At 46.4% G+C, this 19,936-nt stretch carries 18 protein-coding genes and 1 pseudogene; 4 read left to right on the plus strand and 15 right to left on the minus strand.

Going from position 1 to position 19,936, the window contains the following annotated elements; translation table 11 throughout:
• Both BM099_RS00005 and BM099_RS00010 read right to left on the minus strand, forming a co-directional pair.
• Positions 1-254: pseudogene (locus BM099_RS00005) on the minus strand (hypothetical protein); the annotation flags it as partial.
• Between the two features lie 111 nt (positions 255-365).
• Entirely contained in the window at positions 366-1,445 is a 1,080-nt protein-coding gene (locus tag BM099_RS00010; RefSeq protein WP_143083706.1) for a TRAP transporter substrate-binding protein, read from the minus strand.
• A gap of 280 nt (positions 1,446-1,725) precedes the next feature.
• Between BM099_RS00010 and hexR the strand changes: the two genes are divergently transcribed.
• Both hexR and BM099_RS00020 read left to right on the plus strand, forming a co-directional pair.
• Positions 1,726-2,610 (plus strand): transcriptional regulator HexR, encoded by an 885-nt coding sequence (gene hexR, locus BM099_RS00015; protein ID WP_090722786.1) that lies wholly within the window; start codon positions 1,726-1,728, stop codon positions 2,608-2,610.
• Positions 2,611-2,693: 83 nt separating this feature from the next.
• The gene (locus tag BM099_RS00020) at positions 2,694-2,900 is read left to right on the plus strand and encodes a PA3496 family putative envelope integrity protein (RefSeq protein WP_090722788.1); all 207 of its coding nucleotides are present in this window, start codon (positions 2,694-2,696) and stop codon (positions 2,898-2,900) included.
• 44 nt (positions 2,901-2,944) lie between these two features.
• Here BM099_RS00020 and BM099_RS00025 read toward each other — a convergent pair whose 3' ends face one another.
• The 3 genes from BM099_RS00025 to BM099_RS00035 all read right to left on the minus strand — a co-directional run bounded on the left by BM099_RS00025 (position 2,945) and on the right by BM099_RS00035 (position 5,584).
• Positions 2,945-4,435, minus strand: a complete 1,491-nt coding sequence (locus tag BM099_RS00025) for an FMN-binding glutamate synthase family protein (RefSeq protein ID WP_090722791.1) — start codon at positions 4,433-4,435, stop codon at positions 2,945-2,947.
• 127 nt (positions 4,436-4,562) lie between these two features.
• On the minus strand, positions 4,563-4,913 hold the full coding sequence (locus BM099_RS00030; protein ID WP_090724105.1) for a ribbon-helix-helix domain-containing protein: 351 nt from the start codon (positions 4,911-4,913) through the stop codon (positions 4,563-4,565).
• Positions 4,914-5,014: 101 nt separating this feature from the next.
• Entirely contained in the window at positions 5,015-5,584 is a 570-nt protein-coding gene (locus BM099_RS00035) for a DJ-1/PfpI family protein (RefSeq protein ID WP_090722794.1), read from the minus strand.
• 290 nt (positions 5,585-5,874) lie between these two features.
• Between BM099_RS00035 and BM099_RS00040 the strand changes: the two genes are divergently transcribed.
• Entirely contained in the window at positions 5,875-7,341 is a 1,467-nt protein-coding gene (locus BM099_RS00040; RefSeq protein ID WP_090722796.1) for an FGGY family carbohydrate kinase, read from the plus strand.
• Positions 7,342-7,625: 284 nt separating this feature from the next.
• On the opposite strand, the gene BM099_RS00045 is transcribed toward BM099_RS00040, so the two are convergent.
• From BM099_RS00045 to glmU, 8 genes are all read right to left on the minus strand, one after another.
• A complete protein-coding gene (locus tag BM099_RS00045) occupies positions 7,626-7,982 on the minus strand; it encodes a Na+/H+ antiporter subunit G (RefSeq protein ID WP_090722798.1) in 357 nt (118 codons plus the stop codon).
• A gap of 56 nt (positions 7,983-8,038) precedes the next feature.
• Complete coding sequence (locus BM099_RS00050) at positions 8,039-8,308, minus strand: K+/H+ antiporter subunit F (RefSeq protein ID WP_090722800.1); 270 nt, start codon at positions 8,306-8,308, stop codon at positions 8,039-8,041.
• Positions 8,302-8,805 carry a Na+/H+ antiporter subunit E gene (locus tag BM099_RS00055; protein WP_090722803.1) on the minus strand — a complete coding sequence of 168 codons (504 nt, stop codon included), beginning with the start codon at positions 8,803-8,805 and terminating at the stop codon, positions 8,302-8,304. The genes BM099_RS00050 and BM099_RS00055 overlap by 7 nt, the downstream gene beginning before the upstream one ends.
• Positions 8,805-10,313, minus strand: a complete 1,509-nt coding sequence (locus BM099_RS00060) for a monovalent cation/H+ antiporter subunit D (protein ID WP_090722807.1) — start codon at positions 10,311-10,313, stop codon at positions 8,805-8,807. Before BM099_RS00060 ends, BM099_RS00055 begins: the two co-directional genes overlap by 1 nt.
• The gene (locus BM099_RS00065; RefSeq protein WP_090722812.1) at positions 10,313-10,678 is read right to left on the minus strand and encodes a Na+/H+ antiporter subunit C; all 366 of its coding nucleotides are present in this window, start codon (positions 10,676-10,678) and stop codon (positions 10,313-10,315) included. The genes BM099_RS00060 and BM099_RS00065 overlap by 1 nt, the downstream gene beginning before the upstream one ends.
• The gene (locus BM099_RS00070) at positions 10,678-13,473 is read right to left on the minus strand and encodes a monovalent cation/H+ antiporter subunit A (protein ID WP_090722816.1); all 2,796 of its coding nucleotides are present in this window, start codon (positions 13,471-13,473) and stop codon (positions 10,678-10,680) included. The genes BM099_RS00065 and BM099_RS00070 overlap by 1 nt, the downstream gene beginning before the upstream one ends.
• A 456-nt stretch (positions 13,474-13,929) precedes the next feature.
• Entirely contained in the window at positions 13,930-15,756 is a 1,827-nt protein-coding gene (gene glmS / locus BM099_RS00075) for a glutamine--fructose-6-phosphate transaminase (isomerizing) (protein ID WP_090722819.1), read from the minus strand.
• A 12-nt stretch (positions 15,757-15,768) separates the two neighbouring features.
• On the minus strand, positions 15,769-17,133 hold the full coding sequence (gene glmU / locus BM099_RS00080) for a bifunctional UDP-N-acetylglucosamine diphosphorylase/glucosamine-1-phosphate N-acetyltransferase GlmU (RefSeq protein ID WP_090722822.1): 1,365 nt from the start codon (positions 17,131-17,133) through the stop codon (positions 15,769-15,771).
• Between the two features lie 115 nt (positions 17,134-17,248).
• On the opposite strand from glmU, the gene BM099_RS00085 reads away from it, so the two are divergent.
• Positions 17,249-17,989 carry a TrmB family transcriptional regulator gene (locus BM099_RS00085; protein WP_090722824.1) on the plus strand — a complete coding sequence of 247 codons (741 nt, stop codon included), beginning with the start codon at positions 17,249-17,251 and terminating at the stop codon, positions 17,987-17,989.
• 77 nt (positions 17,990-18,066) lie between these two features.
• Here the strand turns inward: BM099_RS00085 and BM099_RS00090 are convergent, their stop codons facing one another.
• Together BM099_RS00090 and atpD are read right to left on the minus strand one after the other, a co-directional pair.
• Positions 18,067-18,492, minus strand: a complete 426-nt coding sequence (locus BM099_RS00090; protein WP_090722826.1) for a F0F1 ATP synthase subunit epsilon — start codon at positions 18,490-18,492, stop codon at positions 18,067-18,069.
• A gap of 33 nt (positions 18,493-18,525) precedes the next feature.
• Positions 18,526-19,902, minus strand: a complete 1,377-nt coding sequence (atpD, locus tag BM099_RS00095; protein ID WP_090722829.1) for a F0F1 ATP synthase subunit beta — start codon at positions 19,900-19,902, stop codon at positions 18,526-18,528.
• Between the last annotated feature and the right edge of the window lie 34 nt (positions 19,903-19,936).

Here is a 19,936-nt window from a genome sequence, read left to right on the forward strand (position 1 = left end):
CCTTTAACGAAAGGTTTAACATATTGAGGTGGGATTAATCGAACGTCATGACCGTGCTCCATACAGAGGCGGCCTAACCAATGCGCACCACCACAGGCTTCAAATGCAATCAGACACGGCGGTAGTTGAGCGATAAAAGTTATGAGTTTTTGACGAGAAAGTTTCTTTTTACAGACTTGTTGATCGTGGGAGTCACAACCGATTAAATGAAAAGAAGACTTGCCTAAATCGATTCCAAGGACTTTGATATACATGAGATGGTTCTCCTTGTTGGTTTCGTCACCTTTCCAGCATAGCTGGTTAAAAGCGAGGGGAACCATCTCATTAAGCCGGCATCTGCCGGCTTTAAGATTAACAATTAACCCTTATAGCGGGTTACGCGCATTCAGGTAAGCCTGTTCAGATACCTGATGCCATTTAGTCGCCTGATCACGGAATTTAACGAAAGAGTCGAACACTTTCTTCGTCATGTCATCACTCGCCGCTTCTTCTGCAATCACTTCATCAGACAGCGCTTTCAGTTTCGCCAGAACATCATCCGGGAATTTACGTAACTGCACGTTCTGCTCGTTAACTAACTGCTCCAGTGCGAGGTTATTCTTCGCCGTGAAATCTGCCAGCATATCCTGGTTAGCGACACGAATCGCATTACGCACAATCACCTGCAAGTCAGCGGGTAATTTCTCAAATGCTTCTTTATTCATGAAGCACTCAAGGGTTGTACCTGGCTCATGCCATCCTGGGTAGTAGTAAAACTTCGCGGCTTTATGTAAACCAAAGGCTGCATCGTTATATGGGCCCACCCACTCTGTTGCATCGATTGCGCCAGATTGCAGTGCAGGGAAGATCTCGCCACCTGGTAGTAATACCGGAGTACCTCCCGCTCGCTTCAATACTTCTCCACCTAAGCCAGGCATACGCATTTTAAGACCCTGAAGGTCTTCTACTGAGTTGATCTCTTTATTGAACCAACCGCCCATCTGTACGCCAGTATTACCTGCAGCGCCAGGCACCAGGCCAAACGCTGCATAGGTTTCTTCCCACAGCTCCATGCCACCACCGTGATACAACCAGCTGTTCATCTCCTGAGCGGTCAAACCAAAAGGTACAGCGGCGAAGAACTGCGCTGCACGGCTTTTACCTTTCCAGTAGTAAGAAGCACCGTGGCCCATTTCCGCTGTTCCGCGGGAGACAGCATCAAAAATTTCGAGCGCTCCAACTAATTCTGAAGCACCATAAACTTTAACTTCGACCCGGCCACCGGTCATATCATTGATCAGCTGAGCCAGGTTGTTCGCTCCAACACCTAAACCAGGGAAGTTTTTAGGCCAGGTAGTTACCATTTTCCACTTAAATTCTGGTGCTGCCTGAGCGGCAGTGGACATCAAGGCACCTGTTGCTACGGTTGCAGCTCCGGCACCTTTTAGAAATTGACGACGTTTCAAAGGCCTACTCCTTATTTTATTATTTTTCAGTAATATGCAATAAACATAGCATGCACTATAAGCCCCTGCAATAATCACGGACAGCTCTTTTATTACGTACGTGGTAATACCGAGACACTACACCGAAACTAAAACAAACTGCTTTAATTTTTCATCTATCCAGCCTTAGTCACTAGAGAAAATTGCCTGGTTTTGATCATTAATCCTTGTGACATTATGTTGTTCAAGATTTCGTTGATATACTGATATGTTATGTAATCGCGCTTAACGAGAGTTACTTTTGAACGCAGCAAACTTACTAAAGACAATCAATGATGCTCACCCTACACTCCGAAAATCGGAGCAAAAAGTAGCAGACTTCGTATTGGCTAATCCACAGGAAGTTATCCACATGCGTATCGTGGATCTGGCCTCGGAAGCGAATGTCAGCGAGCCTACCGTCGTTAGATTTTGCCGCGCACTGCATTATGATGGTTTTCAGGACTTTAAACTGACGCTAGCTCAAGGGCTGGCCAGTAACCCTAACTTCGAACAGTTTGCTCTGGACTCTAAAGACACGGTCTCAGAGTTTAAGCAAAAGATTTTCGACTCAATGATCGGCAACCTGATCAACATTCGTGATCAGCTGGATGCTGAAACCCTGGAAAATGCGATTGATGTGCTGGTCAAAGCAAAACGGATAGAGTTTTATGGCTTTGGCGCCTCCGCGGCTGTGTGCAGTGACGCACAACATAAATTCTACCGTTTACAGATATCTGCTGCTGCTTATTCTGATCCGCATATGCAAACCATCTCCGCTGTTTCTATGTCAGCAGGTGATGTGGTTGTCGCTATATCACAAACAGGCCAAACGAAAGACCTGCTGCATACCGTCAAATTAGTCAAAGAGACCGGCGCGACCGTTATCACTTTATGCCCGAGTAATACCTTATTAGCCGACCTGGCCAATATCGCTATCCATATTGATGTGGAAGAGGATAAAGACCTAAGCACCTTGATGTCCTCCAGAGTGCTCCACCTCGTCGTTATTGATGTATTAGCCGTTGGCGTTGCAATGCGTCTCGGCCCCGCGCTACTTGATCACCTGAAAACTATTAAACGTAGCCTGCGCAGCTTAAGACAGAACGATAAGCGTCTTATTACACCCCCTGATATTGAAGTGTAATCAACTATTTTCATCGCCTTAATATTTCTGCAATCTGAATAAAATATCCTGTCGCAAAACAACAGAGAACAGGTTGATATGTGATGTTAAAACAGAATGCAGATCGTTTCAGCGAAATACAGCTTGAGATCATGAATACGCTCATGGGCTACGAAGACACAAAAAAACTTCATAACAAAAAACAAGCAACGCAACGTTTATTTAAAGCCAGACGCGCTATTGAAGAACACCGCGAAATACGTAAGCTTGCAACGGTATTAGACAGAAAAGCCTGGTTTGATTCACTCTAGCTGAGTGCCGGGCTTCTCTGCTAATCCTTAAGCAGTCGGCTCGCTTAATACTCAGGGTAAATAATATTTAACGGCACCGAACTACCGCCGTCCATGACAATGGCAGCATGATGACGCTTTAGTTGACGTGGCTCGGTTACTCCACAAGAGTGGGCTATCGTCTCTACCTCGTGCACCAGGTTATTATGAAAATGAGCGACGCGTTCCGCTTTTACTTCTGGCACCAACCCCCGCTGCAGGTCAGGATCATGTGTTGTAATACCCGTCGGGCAGGTGTTCTTATTACATTGCAACGCCTGGATACATCCCAGTGAAAACATAAATCCGCGTGCACTGACAACAAAATCTGCACCAACACAAATAGCTGCCGCTACATCACTCGGGTTTATCATCTTGCCGGATACAATCACTCTGATTCGTTCACGTAATTCATGTTGGTGTAGTTTATTCACCAGAATCGGCAAACTCTCACGCACCGGCAAACCTACGTTATCCATCAAAGGCATAGGTGCCGCGCCGGTTCCACCATCAGAGCTATCCAGCGTTATGAAATCGGGCGCACTTTCAATGCCCCGATGATTCACCGCTTCACAAAACTGATCTAACCAGTCAGTTGTACCCAAGACCAGTTTAAACCCACAAGGCTTACCCGTGACCCGGCGTATTCTTGCAACAGTATCAAGCAGGTCATCAATAGTAGCGATGTCTGCATGCCTGTTAGGGCTGATAGACGCCTTCCCTTCAGGAATACCACGAATTTCAGCGATTGCCTTACTGACTTTCTCTGCAGGTAAAATCCCTCCCTTTCCGGGTTTAGCGCCCTGAGAAAGTTTCAGTTCAAACATACGTAGCTGTTTAATGGCTGCCTTTTCTCTTAGCTTTTCATCTGATAACTGGCCATTTGCATCCCGAACACCATACTTTGCCGTACCGATCTGATAGACCAGATCACAGCCCCCCTCAAGATGAAAAGGAGATAAGCCACCTTCACCGGTATTCATCCAGCAACCGGCCTTAGCCGCACCATGTGACAACGCCTGAACCGCTGGCGCGGATAGGGCTCCATAGCTCATGCCCGAAATATTAAAGAAGGAAGGTGCATCGTACGGATGCTCACAATAGGGCCCTATGCGCGACGGTTGTGATTGTGCGGAATCTTCAGATAAGGTGGGAAATGGACAGTTAAGAAAGTAATAAGTCCCGGGTCTGCGTAAATCACGTGTCGAGCCGAAAGCGATCGTATTATCTATGTTCTTTGCAGCACGATATACCCAGCTGCGTTGTGCACGGTTAAACGGTAGCTCTTCCCTATCCATCGCAAAGAAATACTGACGGAAGAACTCACCCAGATGCTCAAATAGATAGCGAAAACGACCAATCAGCGGATAGTTGCGTCGAATTGTTTGCGAGGTTTGCTTTTTATCATGTTGATAAAGAATAAAAGCGCTGATCAATAAACCCGCAGCAACGATCAGAAATATAACTCCGATCGTCGCTATGAAATTGATGGCGAAAATAGTTACCGTATCGTTCACGTTATTTCTCCCTACTAAATAGTAGAGCTATCCTAACCAGTGAATACACAAAGGTGAACTAATTTAGCGTTAGTTGAAGTTAACGAAAGTTGACCGGGAATAAAAACCATCATCCATCAGAGATAAACTAATGATAATCTCGTTTCTCACGCGCCAATATATCCTCAACATCCAACGAAGATATTGCCACATTCTCATTTATTGGAATCTCTCCACTCAATTGCAAGGCTAAATAGCGCATGCAACATACGCGAAGAAACGACGTGAAATTACCTAAATCATGTTCGGCGTCGATTGATTCATGATAAAGACGTGTGATCATTTGAGGAATATTCATACCATCCCGGCTAGAAATATTATCCAGTATCGTCCAGAAATAATTTTCGAGCCGAATACTCGTGACCATCCCATCAATACGCAAAGACCTGGTGCTACTTGACCAAAGCTCAGCATTCGCCTGAATAAAGAGTTTACACACGGGCATTCACTCCGTATTTGTTTATCCAAAGGATAAGACGGCCGAGTTAACCCAAGCCGTTAAATCAACCGTCTTACTTTCGCAGTTACGTCACCCTGATATCATTTGTTTAACAATATCATAAACTGAGATAGCCAAGCAGGATGAGCTGGCCAAGCCGGCGCTGTCACCAAATTCCCGTCTGTTACCGCTTCAAATACCTCGATTTCTGCAAATGTACCGCCAGCACTTTCCACCTCAGGCTGGCATGCAGGATACGCTGAGCATTGCTTACCTTTCAATACGCCTGCGGCCGCTAAAAGCTGCGCCCCATGACAGACTGCCGCCACCGGTTTATTCGTATCAAAAAAGTGCTTAACCATAGACAGGACCTGAGGATTCAACCGCAAATATTCGGGTGCCCGCCCACCCGGAATAACCAACGCATCATAATCTGCCAACACAACGTCATCAAAAGTCGCATTTAATACAAAATTATGGCCGCGTTTTTCCGTATAGGTCTGATCACCTTCAAAATCATGAATAGCGGTAACCACGGTGTCACCACTTTTTTTATCCGGGCAGACTGCATCCACGCTATGCCCTACAGCCATTAACGTCTGAAAAGGAACCATGGTTTCATAATCTTCAGTAAAATCACCTGTGATCATTAATATCTTTTTATTATTCATTATTTGCTCCGATGCTCGAAAAAATAGTACGAACGACTGCCAACAAGTCATTGTTAACGGTCTGACATCAAAGAAAATATCATGTGCTAAAAGGCGAGTGGTATTACTCGAATACTACAGAGGCAAGAATTATGCCTTACGCGGTGCTTGGATCGCGCTTCACCATTCTCCGTGAAACCTAGTCCTGAAGGTAAGTTGAATTAAGTAAACTGTCCCTGGATTCTGCAAAATAACATGAGTTACCTTATACAAAAAACAAGTGGCGTGATTTACCAAAATTGCGCCATTTCATGCTAAAACTGATAATTTGCTATACTCTGTTTATGGATTTCACGCTTGCTATAGACCAAGGCACGCATGCCAGCCGTGCCATTCTTTATGATTCCAATGGCAGGACCATCGACAGCGAATGGCAGTCGGTAGAGCTGCAGCGCCTCAGCAATGGGCACATTGAGCAGGATGCGCTGCAGATTCTGCGCTCCATCGAGGTCTGCATCGAACAAGTATTGCAAAAAATTCCAGCATCCCAGCGCAATCAAATCAGACAATGCGGATTGGCGACGCAACGCTCGACATTGGTTCCCTGTGACGAGTCGGGACAGCCTGTAGCTTCCGCTGTCAGCTGGCAAGACACCCGTGCCACCGGGCTGATCGAAACTTTGCCAGACAAAAAACAACGTATCCAGGACATCAGTGGCTTACCGCTATCGGCGCATTATGGTGCTAGCAAAATGCGCTGGATTCTCGATCAACAGCGGGATCAACAGCAGCCACATAGCGCTTTACGTTTACTCCCTCTGAGTAGTTACCTGCTCAAGCATCTGACCCGCAGTGATGCATTTGTCGTTGATCCTGCCAATGCGCAACGCACTCAACTCATGGATATCCGTACCTGTGACTGGTCGAAAGAGCTATTAAGCCTTTACGCTATCCCGAAACATGTTTTACCCGATTGCGTGGCGAGCTGCCGGCATTTCGGCACATTGCTGGATACCGGCATTCCACTGACCGCTGCCAACGGCGACCAGAATGCGGCGCTGTTCGCTGCCGGAGAACCTGAGGCCAATACCGCCTATATCAATCTTGGAAGTGGCGGATTTGTGCTGTATCCAATCAGAGAAGTACAGTTGCAAGCTCCGCTGCTAACTAGCATTGGCTATACTGATGCGCAATCATCCCGTTATTTTCTGGAAGGAACCGTCAACGGCGCCGGCAGCGCACTGAACTGGATCAGGAAGCAGTATCCCAAAGACGATTGGTGGGAACAATTACCACAATGGCTGGCAGCCATCACGGCACCACCTATCTTTATCAACAGTATCGGAAACATTGGCAGCCCCTGGTGGAACACTGACCTGAAGCCGAAATTCTTCAACAGCATTAATAACAACATGCATAACAGCAATGAATCGCACAGCATTGAGCATCGTGCCGTTGCCGTGGTTGAAAGCATCCTCTTTCTGCTCCTGAACAATCTGGATTTGATGCGCGACTCAGCAACAACAATCAGGCAGCTTTATCTGAGTGGCGGCGTCTCACGACTGGATGGCTTATGCCAGAAACTAGCAAACCTGTCTCAACTTCCTGTAATCCGATTTGAAGCCAGGGAAACGACTGCCAAGGGTATTGCATGGCTGGCACATAGCGAACGCCCCGTCTGGCCACACCGTATCAATCGGACATTCACGCCGGAAAAAGATCCTGGGTTAGTGGACCGTTACCAGACTTTCACCAACTATCTAAAGAATCACGCATGAAGGATTTTGCCTGGCGGTTGGGTCGTTTCTAAGGGTTATTCTACCGTCACTGACTACCTGCAAGTTTGCTTTGAGAACCGGTACATCCTTATCAACTAACGCCAGGAGCCCGTGCTTCCGTGTAAAGTTCTCAAATAAAGTTATTCACTTAATCGTATGCTACAAAAAACAAGCGATGAAAATATGAAATCTTGGATAAAAAATGCTTCGCTTGTGTAAAGCCCTGCTCATTGTCTTTGACGGACCACAGGCAGGCTCTCTGTTGGGTGGATCTAGATGGCTGACTATGGATTCATTCGCTCACGTGCACGCTTTGACAGGGCCTTGTCTGACGTTTTATCGAGTATCTCCAGGTTATGGTGCAGCGCCGTTTTAGCCAGCATATGGGCGGTAACAGGCGCAGTAATGAGCAAAAATAATGTGATAAGCAGCTCATGCAGGCTTAAATAACCTTGCTGATAGGTGACTAGTATCACCGACGCAATAAGCATGCAGCCCATGCCCAACGTTGTCGCTTTGGTTGGGGCGTGAAGCCGGGTGTAAAAATCGGGCAGCTTTGCCAGGCCCAGTGAGCCAATAAATACAAATATGGCTCCCACTACCAGCAATACTGAAACTACTAACTCAATCCAAAATTCCATTCTATTTTCCTAACTCTTTAGCTGTATATCGTTGTTACATGGCTTTAAGTGGCTGCTTATTCGATCAGGTCGCCACGTAAAATATATTTGCACATGGCGGCGGTACTCACAAACCCCAGCATGGCAATTAACAATGCAGCCTCAAAATACAGGGTTGTACCTGAAGAAATACCAAACAACAGGATCAACGCAATACTGTTAATGTACATGGTGTCGAGTGCCAGAATGCGGTCAGGTCTGCTTGGCCCAATAAACAAACGCCACAAGTTAAGGATTAAAGATATGCAAACTAGCGTGGTTGCAACCACTATTGCAGTACTTAGCATTTGAAAATCTCCCTAAGAGGTCTCTCATAACGGTGTTTGATTAAGGCGATAAGCTCTTCTTCATTCGTCAGATTAAGCACGTGTACATAGAGCCATTTTTTGTCTTCGGAGATTTCTGCGCTAACGGTGCCAGGTGTTAAAGAGACCGTACTGGCCAGTATAGTGATCGGAAGTTCATGTTCGATATCCAGAGGGATAGCGACAAAGGCAGGCTGCAGCTTTTTAGCGGGACCAATGACTAATACCGCGACTTCAAAATTAGCCACAACAATGTCACCGATCACCATTAATATATAGCGAAGAGTAACGAATGGCTTATGAATACTGGGTTGCGGATCATGCATACCCGATGTCAGTAAAGGAATGGCGATTGCCAAAAATGCAGCTAATACTAAGTGGCCCGGTGCGACAGTATTATTGAGCAATAGCCAGACGACGAACAGTAGCAGAGAATGCAGTGGCATGGGTAACAAGCGAAAACGCGGACTAGTTGTCATTATTCATTCCCTCCTGGAAGTAGAGCAGTCACTGTTGGCATCGAGTTATGCAGTTGAGCCGCTGCCAGGTTGGTATAGTCTGTAACCGCCCCCCCAAACACGACCAACAGCGGTGATGCAGAGAGTAATAAAACAACGGCGATAATCTTCAGTGGGGAGAGCTTCTCATTATTGGTATTTTCTCCTGCAGCTCGCCAGAAAATAGTGGTACCCGCACGGGATATGGCTACCATCGACGCTAGCCCTGCCAGCAGCACGATCGCCCATACCCAAGCCGTTTCAGCTAAGCCTTGAGTGGCTTGTAATATTAGTATTTTACCCACAAAACCTGATAAGGGTGGCATACCCACTGACGTGAGTGCGGCAATAAAGAACGCAATGCCTATGAATTTTCCATACCTCATTTTGCGCGCGATCACATAGCGATCTTCGGCTTTGCCTCGTTGCTTACTAATGAGGTCTGCGATCAGGAAGAGTGCGCCTGTCACCAAAGTCGTATGCATCATATAGTAAAGCGCTGCAGAGGTGGCCGATTCACGTTGCATGGCAATCGCCAGCATGAGCGTCCCGACCGAGACGATGACTAAATTGGCTGCGGTTAACCTTAAGCCCGGGCTGGCCAGTACGCCGATGGCTCCCATGGTTAACGTTAGCAGCGCCAATGGCCATAACCAAGGAATGGCAATGCCGGCAAGGGCTCCGGCATCTTCGCCAAAGATGGTCGTGTGTACACGTAAAATGCTGTAGACACCCACCTTGGTCATAATGGCGAAGAGCGCTGCAACCGGAGCACTGGCTGCTGCATAGGTTTTAGGTAACCAAAAATGTAATGGCAGCAAAGCCGCTTTTAACCCAAATACTACCAGCAATAACAGGCCGCCGGCTTTCGCTAAGGCTTGTTCATGTTCGTCTAATAAGCGTACTTTGTTGGCCATGTCGGCGATATTAAGTGAGCCGATGGTGCCGTATAAAATACCCAGTGCAAACAGGAAGATACCCGAGCCGACTAAATTAAGAATCACATAATGCACATTCATTTTGGTTTTCTGTTTACCGCCGCCATGTATCAATAGCGCATAAGAAGCAATCAGCAGCACTTCAAAGAAAACAAACAGATTAAAAATATCTCCTGTCAGAAACGCGCCATTAACCCCCATGATCTGAAACATAAAAAGTGGGTGAAAATACATGCCATCTTTATCTTCACCCGCACAGGCATATAAATGTGCGCCCAAACCAAGCACCGAGGTAAGTAATACCATCATGGTTGATAGTCTGTCGCCGACCAGGGTGATGCCGAAAGGCGGTTGCCAGCCACCCAGTATGTACAATTGGGTTCCTTGTTGATGGCTGGTGAGCAAAAGCAAAGTGGATACTGTAACCAGAAGAAGCAAAATCGAAACGGCAAAAATACGCTGTCGGGTGATGGAGTTACTTAACGGCGGCAATAACATAAAGACAGCCGCCAGCAGCGGCAATAAAATGGGAAAAATAGCCAAGTGTTGCATTAACCACTCCTCTTATCTGAAACACTGATCCGGCTGGGTTGGTCAGGCATTTGACCGTCTACATGATCATTGCCTTGGTCAGCTCGCGAGCGCATGGCTAATATCACCACAAATGCAGTCATGGCAAAGCCGATTACAATAGCGGTTAATACCAGTGCTTGCGGTAATGGGTCGCTGTATTCAGCAGATTGTCCCAGTACTGCAGCACCGTTGAGTTTTAGGCGACCACTGGCGAAAAGAAACAAGTTTACTGCGTACGACAGCAGGGTTAAACCTATGACAACAGTGAATGTCCGTCCTCTTAGCACGAGAAAAAATCCACAGGTAGTCAATATACCGACACAGAACGCATAAATCGCTTCCATCAATCGTTCTCCTTCATTTCAAAGCGTTCGCTAGTGGTAAGCTTGCCCAAATTTGCCAGTATTAGCATCACAGAGCCCACGACCGTTAGGTAGACCCCTAAATCGAACAACATAGCACTGGCGAGTTCGAACTCTCCAACCCAGGGTAAATTGAAGTGATCAAACCAGGTGCTCAGGAATGGTTCGTCAAATATCCAGCTGCCTAAGCCTGTCGTGGTCGCAATTAATATCCCGCCGGCAATGAGCCATTGGTAGTCGATTTTGATTCGGGGTTTAATCCACTGAACACCATGTGCAATATATTGCTGAATAATCGCCACGGCGGTAATAAGACCGGCAATAAAGCCACCACCGGGTACGTTATGCCCGCGTAAGAAAATATAAACGGATACCAGTATCGCTAATGGAAGCAGACTCTGTGACACCATTTCAAACATCATAGGATGAGGATCATTACTCCAGGCACGTCCGGCGTCGTCACGTACAGGCATGTAGATACGCATTTTGGCAATCAGTTTAAAAATCCCTAATGCGGCAATACCCAGTACGGTAATTTCACCGAGTGTGTCGAAGCCTCTGAAATCGACCAAAATGACATTCACCACATTGGTTCCGCCGCCACCGGTTTTACTGTTGGCTAAGAAAAAGTCTGAAATCGTATCCAAAGGCGTTGTGAGCATGGCGAAACAGATGGTCCCTATGACGCAACCTAATAGCCCTGAAATTAATAAATCTCCGCTTAAACGCCTGTTAGTTGACTCTTTCTGTGTACTTTGCGGTAAAAAGAATAGCGCCAGAAGTAACAAAATAATGGTAACTATTTCGACTGATAGTTGCGTTAGGGCTAAATCTGGTGCTGAAAATTTAGCAAATATCAGCGATACCATTAACCCCACAACAGACAAAAATATCAGCGCAAGAAATCGCCGTCTGTACCATATTACGGTTGCGATGGCACTCAATACCAATAGCACGGCCCCGGTGACTGTTGCACCGTCAAGCGGGATTTGAGTGCGCGTGCCTATGTTCTGAGTCAGACCAAGCAGAGGTAATCCCGCCATGACTAATGTGAATAACAACAATAAAAACATATACCGTTGCAAAGAGCCGTTTTCCAAGGCACTTATAATGCGCTCAGAAGCGTTGACGATCGATTGAACACCGCCTTCGAAGATATTTTTTGCATCAGGTTCATCAAATTGTGATTGAAACTGAAAAAGATGACGTCGGTTGTAGTAAATAATTGCGCCTCCCACCATAGCCAGGAAACTCATGAACAACGGTATGTTTAATCCGTGCCATATAGCCAAACTGTGAACGGGAACATCATGAGTCAGCACCGCAGAGGCGGCGACATGCAATAGGTCACCGACAACATAGGCAGGGAATATCCCCACCAGTAAACACAGGGCTACCAGAATCTCGACCGGCACCTTCATATAACGCGGAGGTTCTTTTGGGGTTTTAGGAAGGTCTATCGGCTCACCGTTAAAGAATACATCATGAATGAAGCGTAATGAGTAGGCGACAGAAAACGCAGCGCCGACTGTGGCTAACAGCGGAATCATCCAAGACAGAGAGCCCAGTGTACTTTGGTTAAGGGTTTCAGCAAAAAACATCTCTTTTGACAGAAAGCCATTCAATAAAGGAACGCCTGCCATTGATAGCGCGGCGACGATGGCGAGTGTCGCGGTATAGGGCATGTATTTCATCAGGCCATTGAGCTTGCGCATATCCCGTGAGCCAGACTCGTGATCAATGATTCCGGCAGCCATAAACAACGAAGCTTTAAAGATAGCGTGGTTGATAATATGGAATACTGCCGCGACTGCGGCAAGATCCGAGTTAAGACCTAACAGCAGAGTAATCAGCCCTAGATGGCTAATCGTCGAATAAGCAAGAAGGCCTTTTAGATCATGCTTAAACAGGGCGACATATGCACCTATAAGGAGTGTTATCAAGCCGGTTAGGCTGACAATCATGAACCATAGGTCTGTACCAGCCAATGCCGGATAAAAACGAGCCATGAGGAAAATACCCGCCTTTACCATCGTGGCGGAATGTAGGTAGGCACTTACCGGTGTAGGTGCCGACATGGCATGGGGTAACCAAAAATGAAACGGGAATTGTGCTGACTTTGTGAATGCACCTAACAGTACCAATACTAAGGCTACCGGATAAGCGGCGTGTGATCGAATCAGGTCGCCACTCGCTAATACTGTATCGAGGTCATAACTACCGACCATATTGCCGATCATCAACAGCCCTGCGAGTAGAGCAAGTCCACCTGCTCCTGTCACGGTTAGGGCCATTCTCGCGCCTTTTCGGGCCTCTGATTTATGAGACCAAAAGCTGATCAGTAGAAATGAGCTAATGCTGGTTAATTCCCAGAACATCCATAATTGGATCAGGTTATTTGATATAACAATACCGACCATCGCGCTCATAAACAGGATCAGGTAAGCAAAGAATTGTCCCATCGAGTCTTTTGCTGACAGATAGTAGCGGGCATACAGAATTACCAGTAGTCCAATGCCGAGTATCAATAATAAAAACAGTAGTGACAGACCATCTAGGCGAAATGAAAGATCCAGCCCTATAGCGGGAATCCATTCTATGGTTTGGCGAATGGCTTGACCATCAAATATATCCACTGCATACATAAGTACCAGAATGAGTGACCAGGCGGGTAATAATGCAACGGATAAAGTACAGATATTGCGGCCGAAACGCTCTGTAAACAAAGGGACTAATGTGCCGATAAGAGGTAGTAGTACGACCCATAGCAGGTTCATATGAGGGGGTGACTCCAGTTAAATGGCGATATAACAAATAACAGACTGATTTATAAGTCGTGTCTTGGCGTTGTTTACTATACACATAGTACTGTTTTGGTCAAAAAAACTATAAAGCTTTTGCTATGGAACATACGATTAAGTTAACAATTACCTGACAAAAGCCTGTAATCAAGAAACATTGGGCGGTGAGCGTGCGAATACGCCAAGCAGATTGTCGCTACACCAGCGCGACAATTGACGAATGAGTCTGGGCGAGATTTTCCGGAAAACAATCTTTCCGAGGTATGGTTTCAGATCCTGAGCAATTTCACTATCTACGCTCATATCAGCTTTTTTGTGATCTTACATTTTCAATTGTCATCGACCTGGCAGAACCTTCAATTACCCCTTGGATAATTAAAGGTTCCGACAGACTTTATTCTTCGCTATCAATTATTCAGAAAGCAGGGAATTTTATTCCACCGTTACCGATTTTGCCAGATTACGTGGCTGATCAACATCGGTGCCTTTCAGCACGGCGACGTGGTAAGAGAGCAATTGTAAGGGTATCGTATAAACAATCGGCTCCAGAATCTCTGGCATCTCTGGCATACCCAAAACGTGAATACCGTCGCCTGCCTGAACTTTCTGTGTACAACCAGCAAATATAAACAGCTCTCCGCCGCGTGCGCTAACTTCCTGCAAATTTGCTTTAAGTTTATCCAGCATGTCGTTACGCGGAGCTATCGTTACAACCGGCATATCCTTATCAACTAACGCCAAAGGCCCGTGCTTCAACTCACCCGCTGGATAGGCTTCGGCATGAATATAGGAGATCTCTTTCAGCTTTAAAGCACCCTCCATGGCGACCGGGTAAAGCGTTCCCCGTCCCAAAAACAGAGAATGATGCTTTTCAGCAAACGCCTGCGACATCAATTCAATATCAGCATCCATTGCCAGTGCCTGCTCTATCAGAGAAGGCAGTAACATAAGAGATTCAACGATTTGTCGCTCTTTTGCTTGCGTCATTTTAAAGCGACGGCCAATAACGACAGTCGTCAACAAAAGGCAAACAAGCTGGGTGGTAAACGCTTTCGTTGACGCTACACCAATTTCTGGCCCGGCATTGGTCATCAGGAACAGATCCGACTCACGTACCAACGAGCTACCCGGAACATTGCAAATAGTCAGACTTGCCAGGATTTGTTGTTTAACATCACGCAACGCCGCTAACGTATCTGCCGTTTCTCCTGATTGAGAAATCGAAATAAATAATGTGCCTTCCTGAATCACCACCGGACGATAACGGTACTCACTGGCCACCTCAACATGGCAAGGAATACCTGCCAGCCCTTCCATCCAGTACTTGGCAATCATCCCGGCATGATAACTGGTACCACAGGCGATGATCTGAATTTGCTTTACCTGGTCAAAAATAGCAGAGGCATGTTCACCGAATGCTCTTTCATTCACCAGTGCATCCTGAACCCGATCCTGAAAAGCAGCCAGCGTTACGCCTGGCTGTTCATAGATCTCTTTCAACATGAAATGCTTGAATTTTCCCTTTTCGGTAGCAGATGTAGCATGTTCATACTGAACAATTTCTCGCTGGACGAGTTCGCCGTTCATATCCCAAACGATAATCTCATCTCTGGTCAGGTGAGCAATATCACCCTCTTCAAGAAACATAAAGCGATCAGTCACCGGCAACAAGGCTAATTGATCCGATGCGATGAAGTTTTCACCAATACCAACACCGATCACCAATGGACTGCCCTGACGTGCTGCAATCAGTTCACCGGGGTTATCTTCATGCATCACACCTAAAGCAAATGCACCATCCAGCGTTGCTACCGTCGCTTTGACTGCACTTAAGTGATCTGCTCCTGCCTTAATAGCGCGATCCAGCAGATGTGCTATGACTTCTGTATCTGTTTGAGAGCTGAAATGGTAACCACCAGTCATCAACTCTGATTTGAGCTCTTCAAAATTTTCGATAATTCCGTTATGCACCACGGCCAATGCTGAACCTGACATGTGTGGATGTGCATTGTGCTCTGTCGGTTTGCCATGAGTCGCCCAACGCGTATGTGCAATACCTGCAGAACCCGGCAGCGGTTGCATTTCCAATGCATCGGCCAGCGCCTGGACCTTACCCGCCCGACGTAAGCGCTGAATGGACTTACCATCCCAGACCGCCATGCCCGCAGAGTCGTAGCCCCTGTACTCCAGGCGACGCAGGCCCTCTAATAATATTCCTGATACCGAACGCTCAGCCGTTGCTCCAACAATTCCGCACATGCTTGCTTCTCCTTAGCTTTTCTTGACTGGGCGCTGCCAGTTAGACAAATTAGTTTGTTTTACCCGCGCCACAGCCAACTGGCTTTCAGCTACTTCTTTGGTAATCGTTGAACCTGCGCCGACTGTAGCGCCGGATCCAATTTTTACAGGCGCAACTAACGCGCTATTCGAACCGATAAAGACCTGATCTCCAATTTGCGTCAATGACTTATTCACTCCATCATAGTTACAGGTGATAGTGCCGGCACCGATGTTCGTATTCTTACCGATAATGGCATCACCGACATAACTCAGATGATTAATTTTTGAGCCTTCACCAATGATCGCCTTTTTAGTCTCGACGAAATTACCAACTTTTGCCCCGGTCGCTAATTGTGTACCGGGACGTATTCTTGCAAAAGGACCCACATCGCAATCAGAGCCAATATCAGCATCTTCAATCATGGTGTTGGCCTTGATACGTGTGTTTTCGCCGATCACTGAGTTTTTAATAATGCAGTTTGGCTCAATAATGACACCTCGCTCTAATACCACGTTACCTTCAAATACCACGTTAACATCAATAACGACGTCACCTGCAACCGTTACCTTGCCACGAACATCAACCCGGGCAGGATCTGCTAATGTTGCACCGTCGAGCATCAATGTCTGCGCTTGCTGTAGTTGATACCAGCGCTCAAGCTCGGCTAACTGAACGCGGTTATTAACGCCCTGCACTTCCTGTTCGCAGCCAGGATGCTGTGTTTCAATAAAAACACCCTGGTCGGCGGCCATAGCGATAATATCCGTTAAATAATATTCGCCCTGGGCATTGTTCGACGATAATTCAGGCAGCCATGCTAACAATAAGCCAGTGGGCACCGCCATAATCCCGGTATTAACTTCTGTTACTTTAAGCTGCTCATCTGACGCATCCTTTTGCTCAACAATAGCCACAACATGATTGTCCTGATTGCGGATAATCCGACCATACCCGCTAGGATTCTGTAGATGAACCGTCAATAATCCTAAATTTCCCTGCGCAGCGATGCTGACCAATTGTTGCATGGTCTCTGAACGCGTTAACGGAACATCACCATATAAAATCAAGGTTATCCCTTCAGGATCTACATTGGGTAAGGCTTGTGCAACCGCATGACCGGTACCAAGCTGCTCCTCTTGTAAAACAAACATCAGCTGTTCTTCGGATAACGCTTTTTCTAACAGCTCGGCACCATGACCTATCACCACATGAAGTTTTGCTTCATCGATATGACGTGCCTGATCCAGTACATGCTTGACCATAGGTTTGCCAGCAACAGCGTGCAGTACTTTAGGCAGAGAAGATTTCATACGGCTTCCCTGACCCGCTGCTAAAATTACAATATCCGTTGTCATTATCCGATCCTGTAGCATCTGAATAGATTAAAAATCTACATAATTTATTGAATGATGGATAATCTATATTATAGTTCAACTTATACAATACTTTTTGTCTGGAAAATTTTGACAAATGCAAAATTCAATACTAGAAAGACTCGGCTTCGATCAACGCGAAATTACTATTTATCGTGCATTACTATCGCTTGGACCCAGCCCCATCAGGAGCATTGCCGAGAAAGCAGGGATTAATCGGGGTACCACGTACGACTGCTTAAAAGTACTTCTGCAAAAAGGTATTGTCAGTTATTTACCAAAAGGAAAGCGCCGCCTTTTTTCTCCACGCGATCCTGAAGTACTGCTACAGTTAGCTGAACAGAAGCAACTTGAGATCTCAAATACGATTCAACAACTGAAAAATTCGATCATTCCCGAGCTTAATCACCTTAAACCTAATTTCACTGCGGCTAATGTGCAATTCTATGAGGGGGATGATGGTATAGAGTTTGTGCTCAGAGATATTCTGAGTAGCGTCTCACAAATGAGTGAACGCAAATACTCTGTATTTTCCTCAAAACCGATTCGTTCTCACCTTTATCGTCCCTTTCCGAATTACACGGCACAAAGAATCCAGCGAAAAATCGGCGTGCGGGTAATCGCTATTGGTGAGGGAGGTGAAGATGCCGAGTTATCACAGAGAAAGTGGATTAAAACCGAAGGTCCTGTTGATGCCGCCTATATTGCTATCTATCCCCCGAAATGTGCCATCATTTCATTAGCATCAAACAACTATCCTACGGCGGTACTTATTGACTCGAAAGAGGTGTCGACGGCTCAGCAGATAATTTTTGATACGTTATGGGAAATGCTTTAATGCTACTGCTTCGACAACCACAAAAAAAGGCAGCCTAAGCTGCCTTTTTATTCGTGTGTAACTCAACGACGTCAGTTTTATTTGCCGAGCTTTTTGCGAATTTGCTGTAGCGTGCGGAGCTGTGCCGCCGCTTCAGCCAGTTGAGTAGCAGCGCGACCGTATTCGAATTCGCTTTGCTTATCACCCATCGCTTGTTCAGCATGCTTCTGCGCTTCAAGAGCTGCCGCTTCGTCCAGATCACCTGCATGCATTGCAGTGTCTGCCAAAACGATAATCTTGTTTGGCTGTACTTCAAAGAAGCCGCCAGATACGTAGAAGATATCCTGTTCGCCGCCCTGCTTACGCAATTCGACAGGGCCTGGTTTCAGTTCCGTCAGAAGCGGAGCGTGACCTGGGTAGATACCCAGATCACCCAGGCTACCTGTTACTGATACGAACTCGACCAGACCAGAGAAGATTTCTTCTTCGGCACTTACGATATCGCAATGAACAGTCATAGCCATGTTGTTTTCCTTCTAAAGGTTTACCAAAAGCAATTACATGCCTTTGGCTTTCTCAACAGCTTCTTCAATGCCACCAACCATGTAGAACGCCTGTTCTGGCAGTGAATCATATTCACCATCCAGAATACCTTTAAAGCCACGAATAGTGTCTTTCAGGGAAACGTACTTACCTGGCGAACCAGTGAATACTTCTGCAACAAAGAACGGCTGAGACAAGAAACGCTGAATTTTACGAGCACGTGTAACCACTTGCTTGTCTTCTTCAGACAACTCATCCATACCCAGGATTGCAATGATATCTTTCAGCTCTTTATAACGCTGAAGAACACCCTGTACATTACGCGCAATGTCATAATGTTCCTGACCGATAACCAGAGGATCCAACTGACGTGAAGAGGAATCCAAAGGATCGATTGCTGGGTAAATACCTAGTTCTGCGATCTGACGAGACAGTACTACTGTCGCATCAAGATGGGAGAAGGTGGTTGCAGGAGATGGATCTGTCAAGTCATCCGCTGGTACATATACCGCCTGGATAGACGTGATAGAACCTGTATGAGTTGATGTGATACGCTCCTGAAGAACACCCATCTCTTCCGCTAGCGTAGGCTGGTAACCTACCGCTGAAGGCATACGACCCAACAGAGCTGATACTTCAGTTCCTGCCAGTGTGTAACGGTAGATGTTGTCAACAAACAACAGTACGTCACGACCTTCGTCACGGAATTTTTCAGCCATAGTCAGGCCAGTCAACGCTACGCGCAGACGGTTTCCTGGAGGCTCATTCATCTGACCATAAACAAGAGATACTTTGTCCAATACGTTGGACTCTTTCATCTCGTAGTAAAAGTCGTTCCCTTCACGAGTACGCTCACCTACACCAGCAAATACTGAGAAACCTGAGTGCTCAATAGCGATGTTACGGATAAGCTCCATCATGTTTACGGTTTTGCCTACACCGGCACCACCGAACAGACCAACTTTACCACCTTTGGCGAATGGGCATACCAGATCGATAACCTTGATGCCGGTTTCCAGCAGCTCGTTAGAAGCCGCCTGATCAGCATAAGAAGGAGCCTTACGGTGAATAGGCATACGCTCTTCTTCGCCGATAGGACCACAATCATCAATTGGATTACCCAATACATCCATGATACGTCCTAATGTTGCTGTACCTACAGGTACAGAAACTGGAGCACCAGTATTTTCTACATCTAAGCCACGACTCACACCTTCAGTCTGGCCCATCGCGATCGCACGTACTACACCGTCACCCAGCTGTTGCTGAACTTCAAGTGTCAGACCATTCTTTGAAACGGTCAGCGCGTCGTAAATTTTAGGTACGCTGTCACGTGGAAATTCCACATCGACAACCGCGCCTATAATCTGAACAATTTGTCCGCTACTCATGTTCGGATCCTCTTAAATTTTAACCCGTTCACCG

The sequence above is a fragment of the Neptunomonas qingdaonensis genome (assembly GCF_900113275.1).
Taxonomy (GTDB): domain Bacteria; phylum Pseudomonadota; class Gammaproteobacteria; order Pseudomonadales; family Balneatricaceae; genus Neptunomonas; species Neptunomonas qingdaonensis.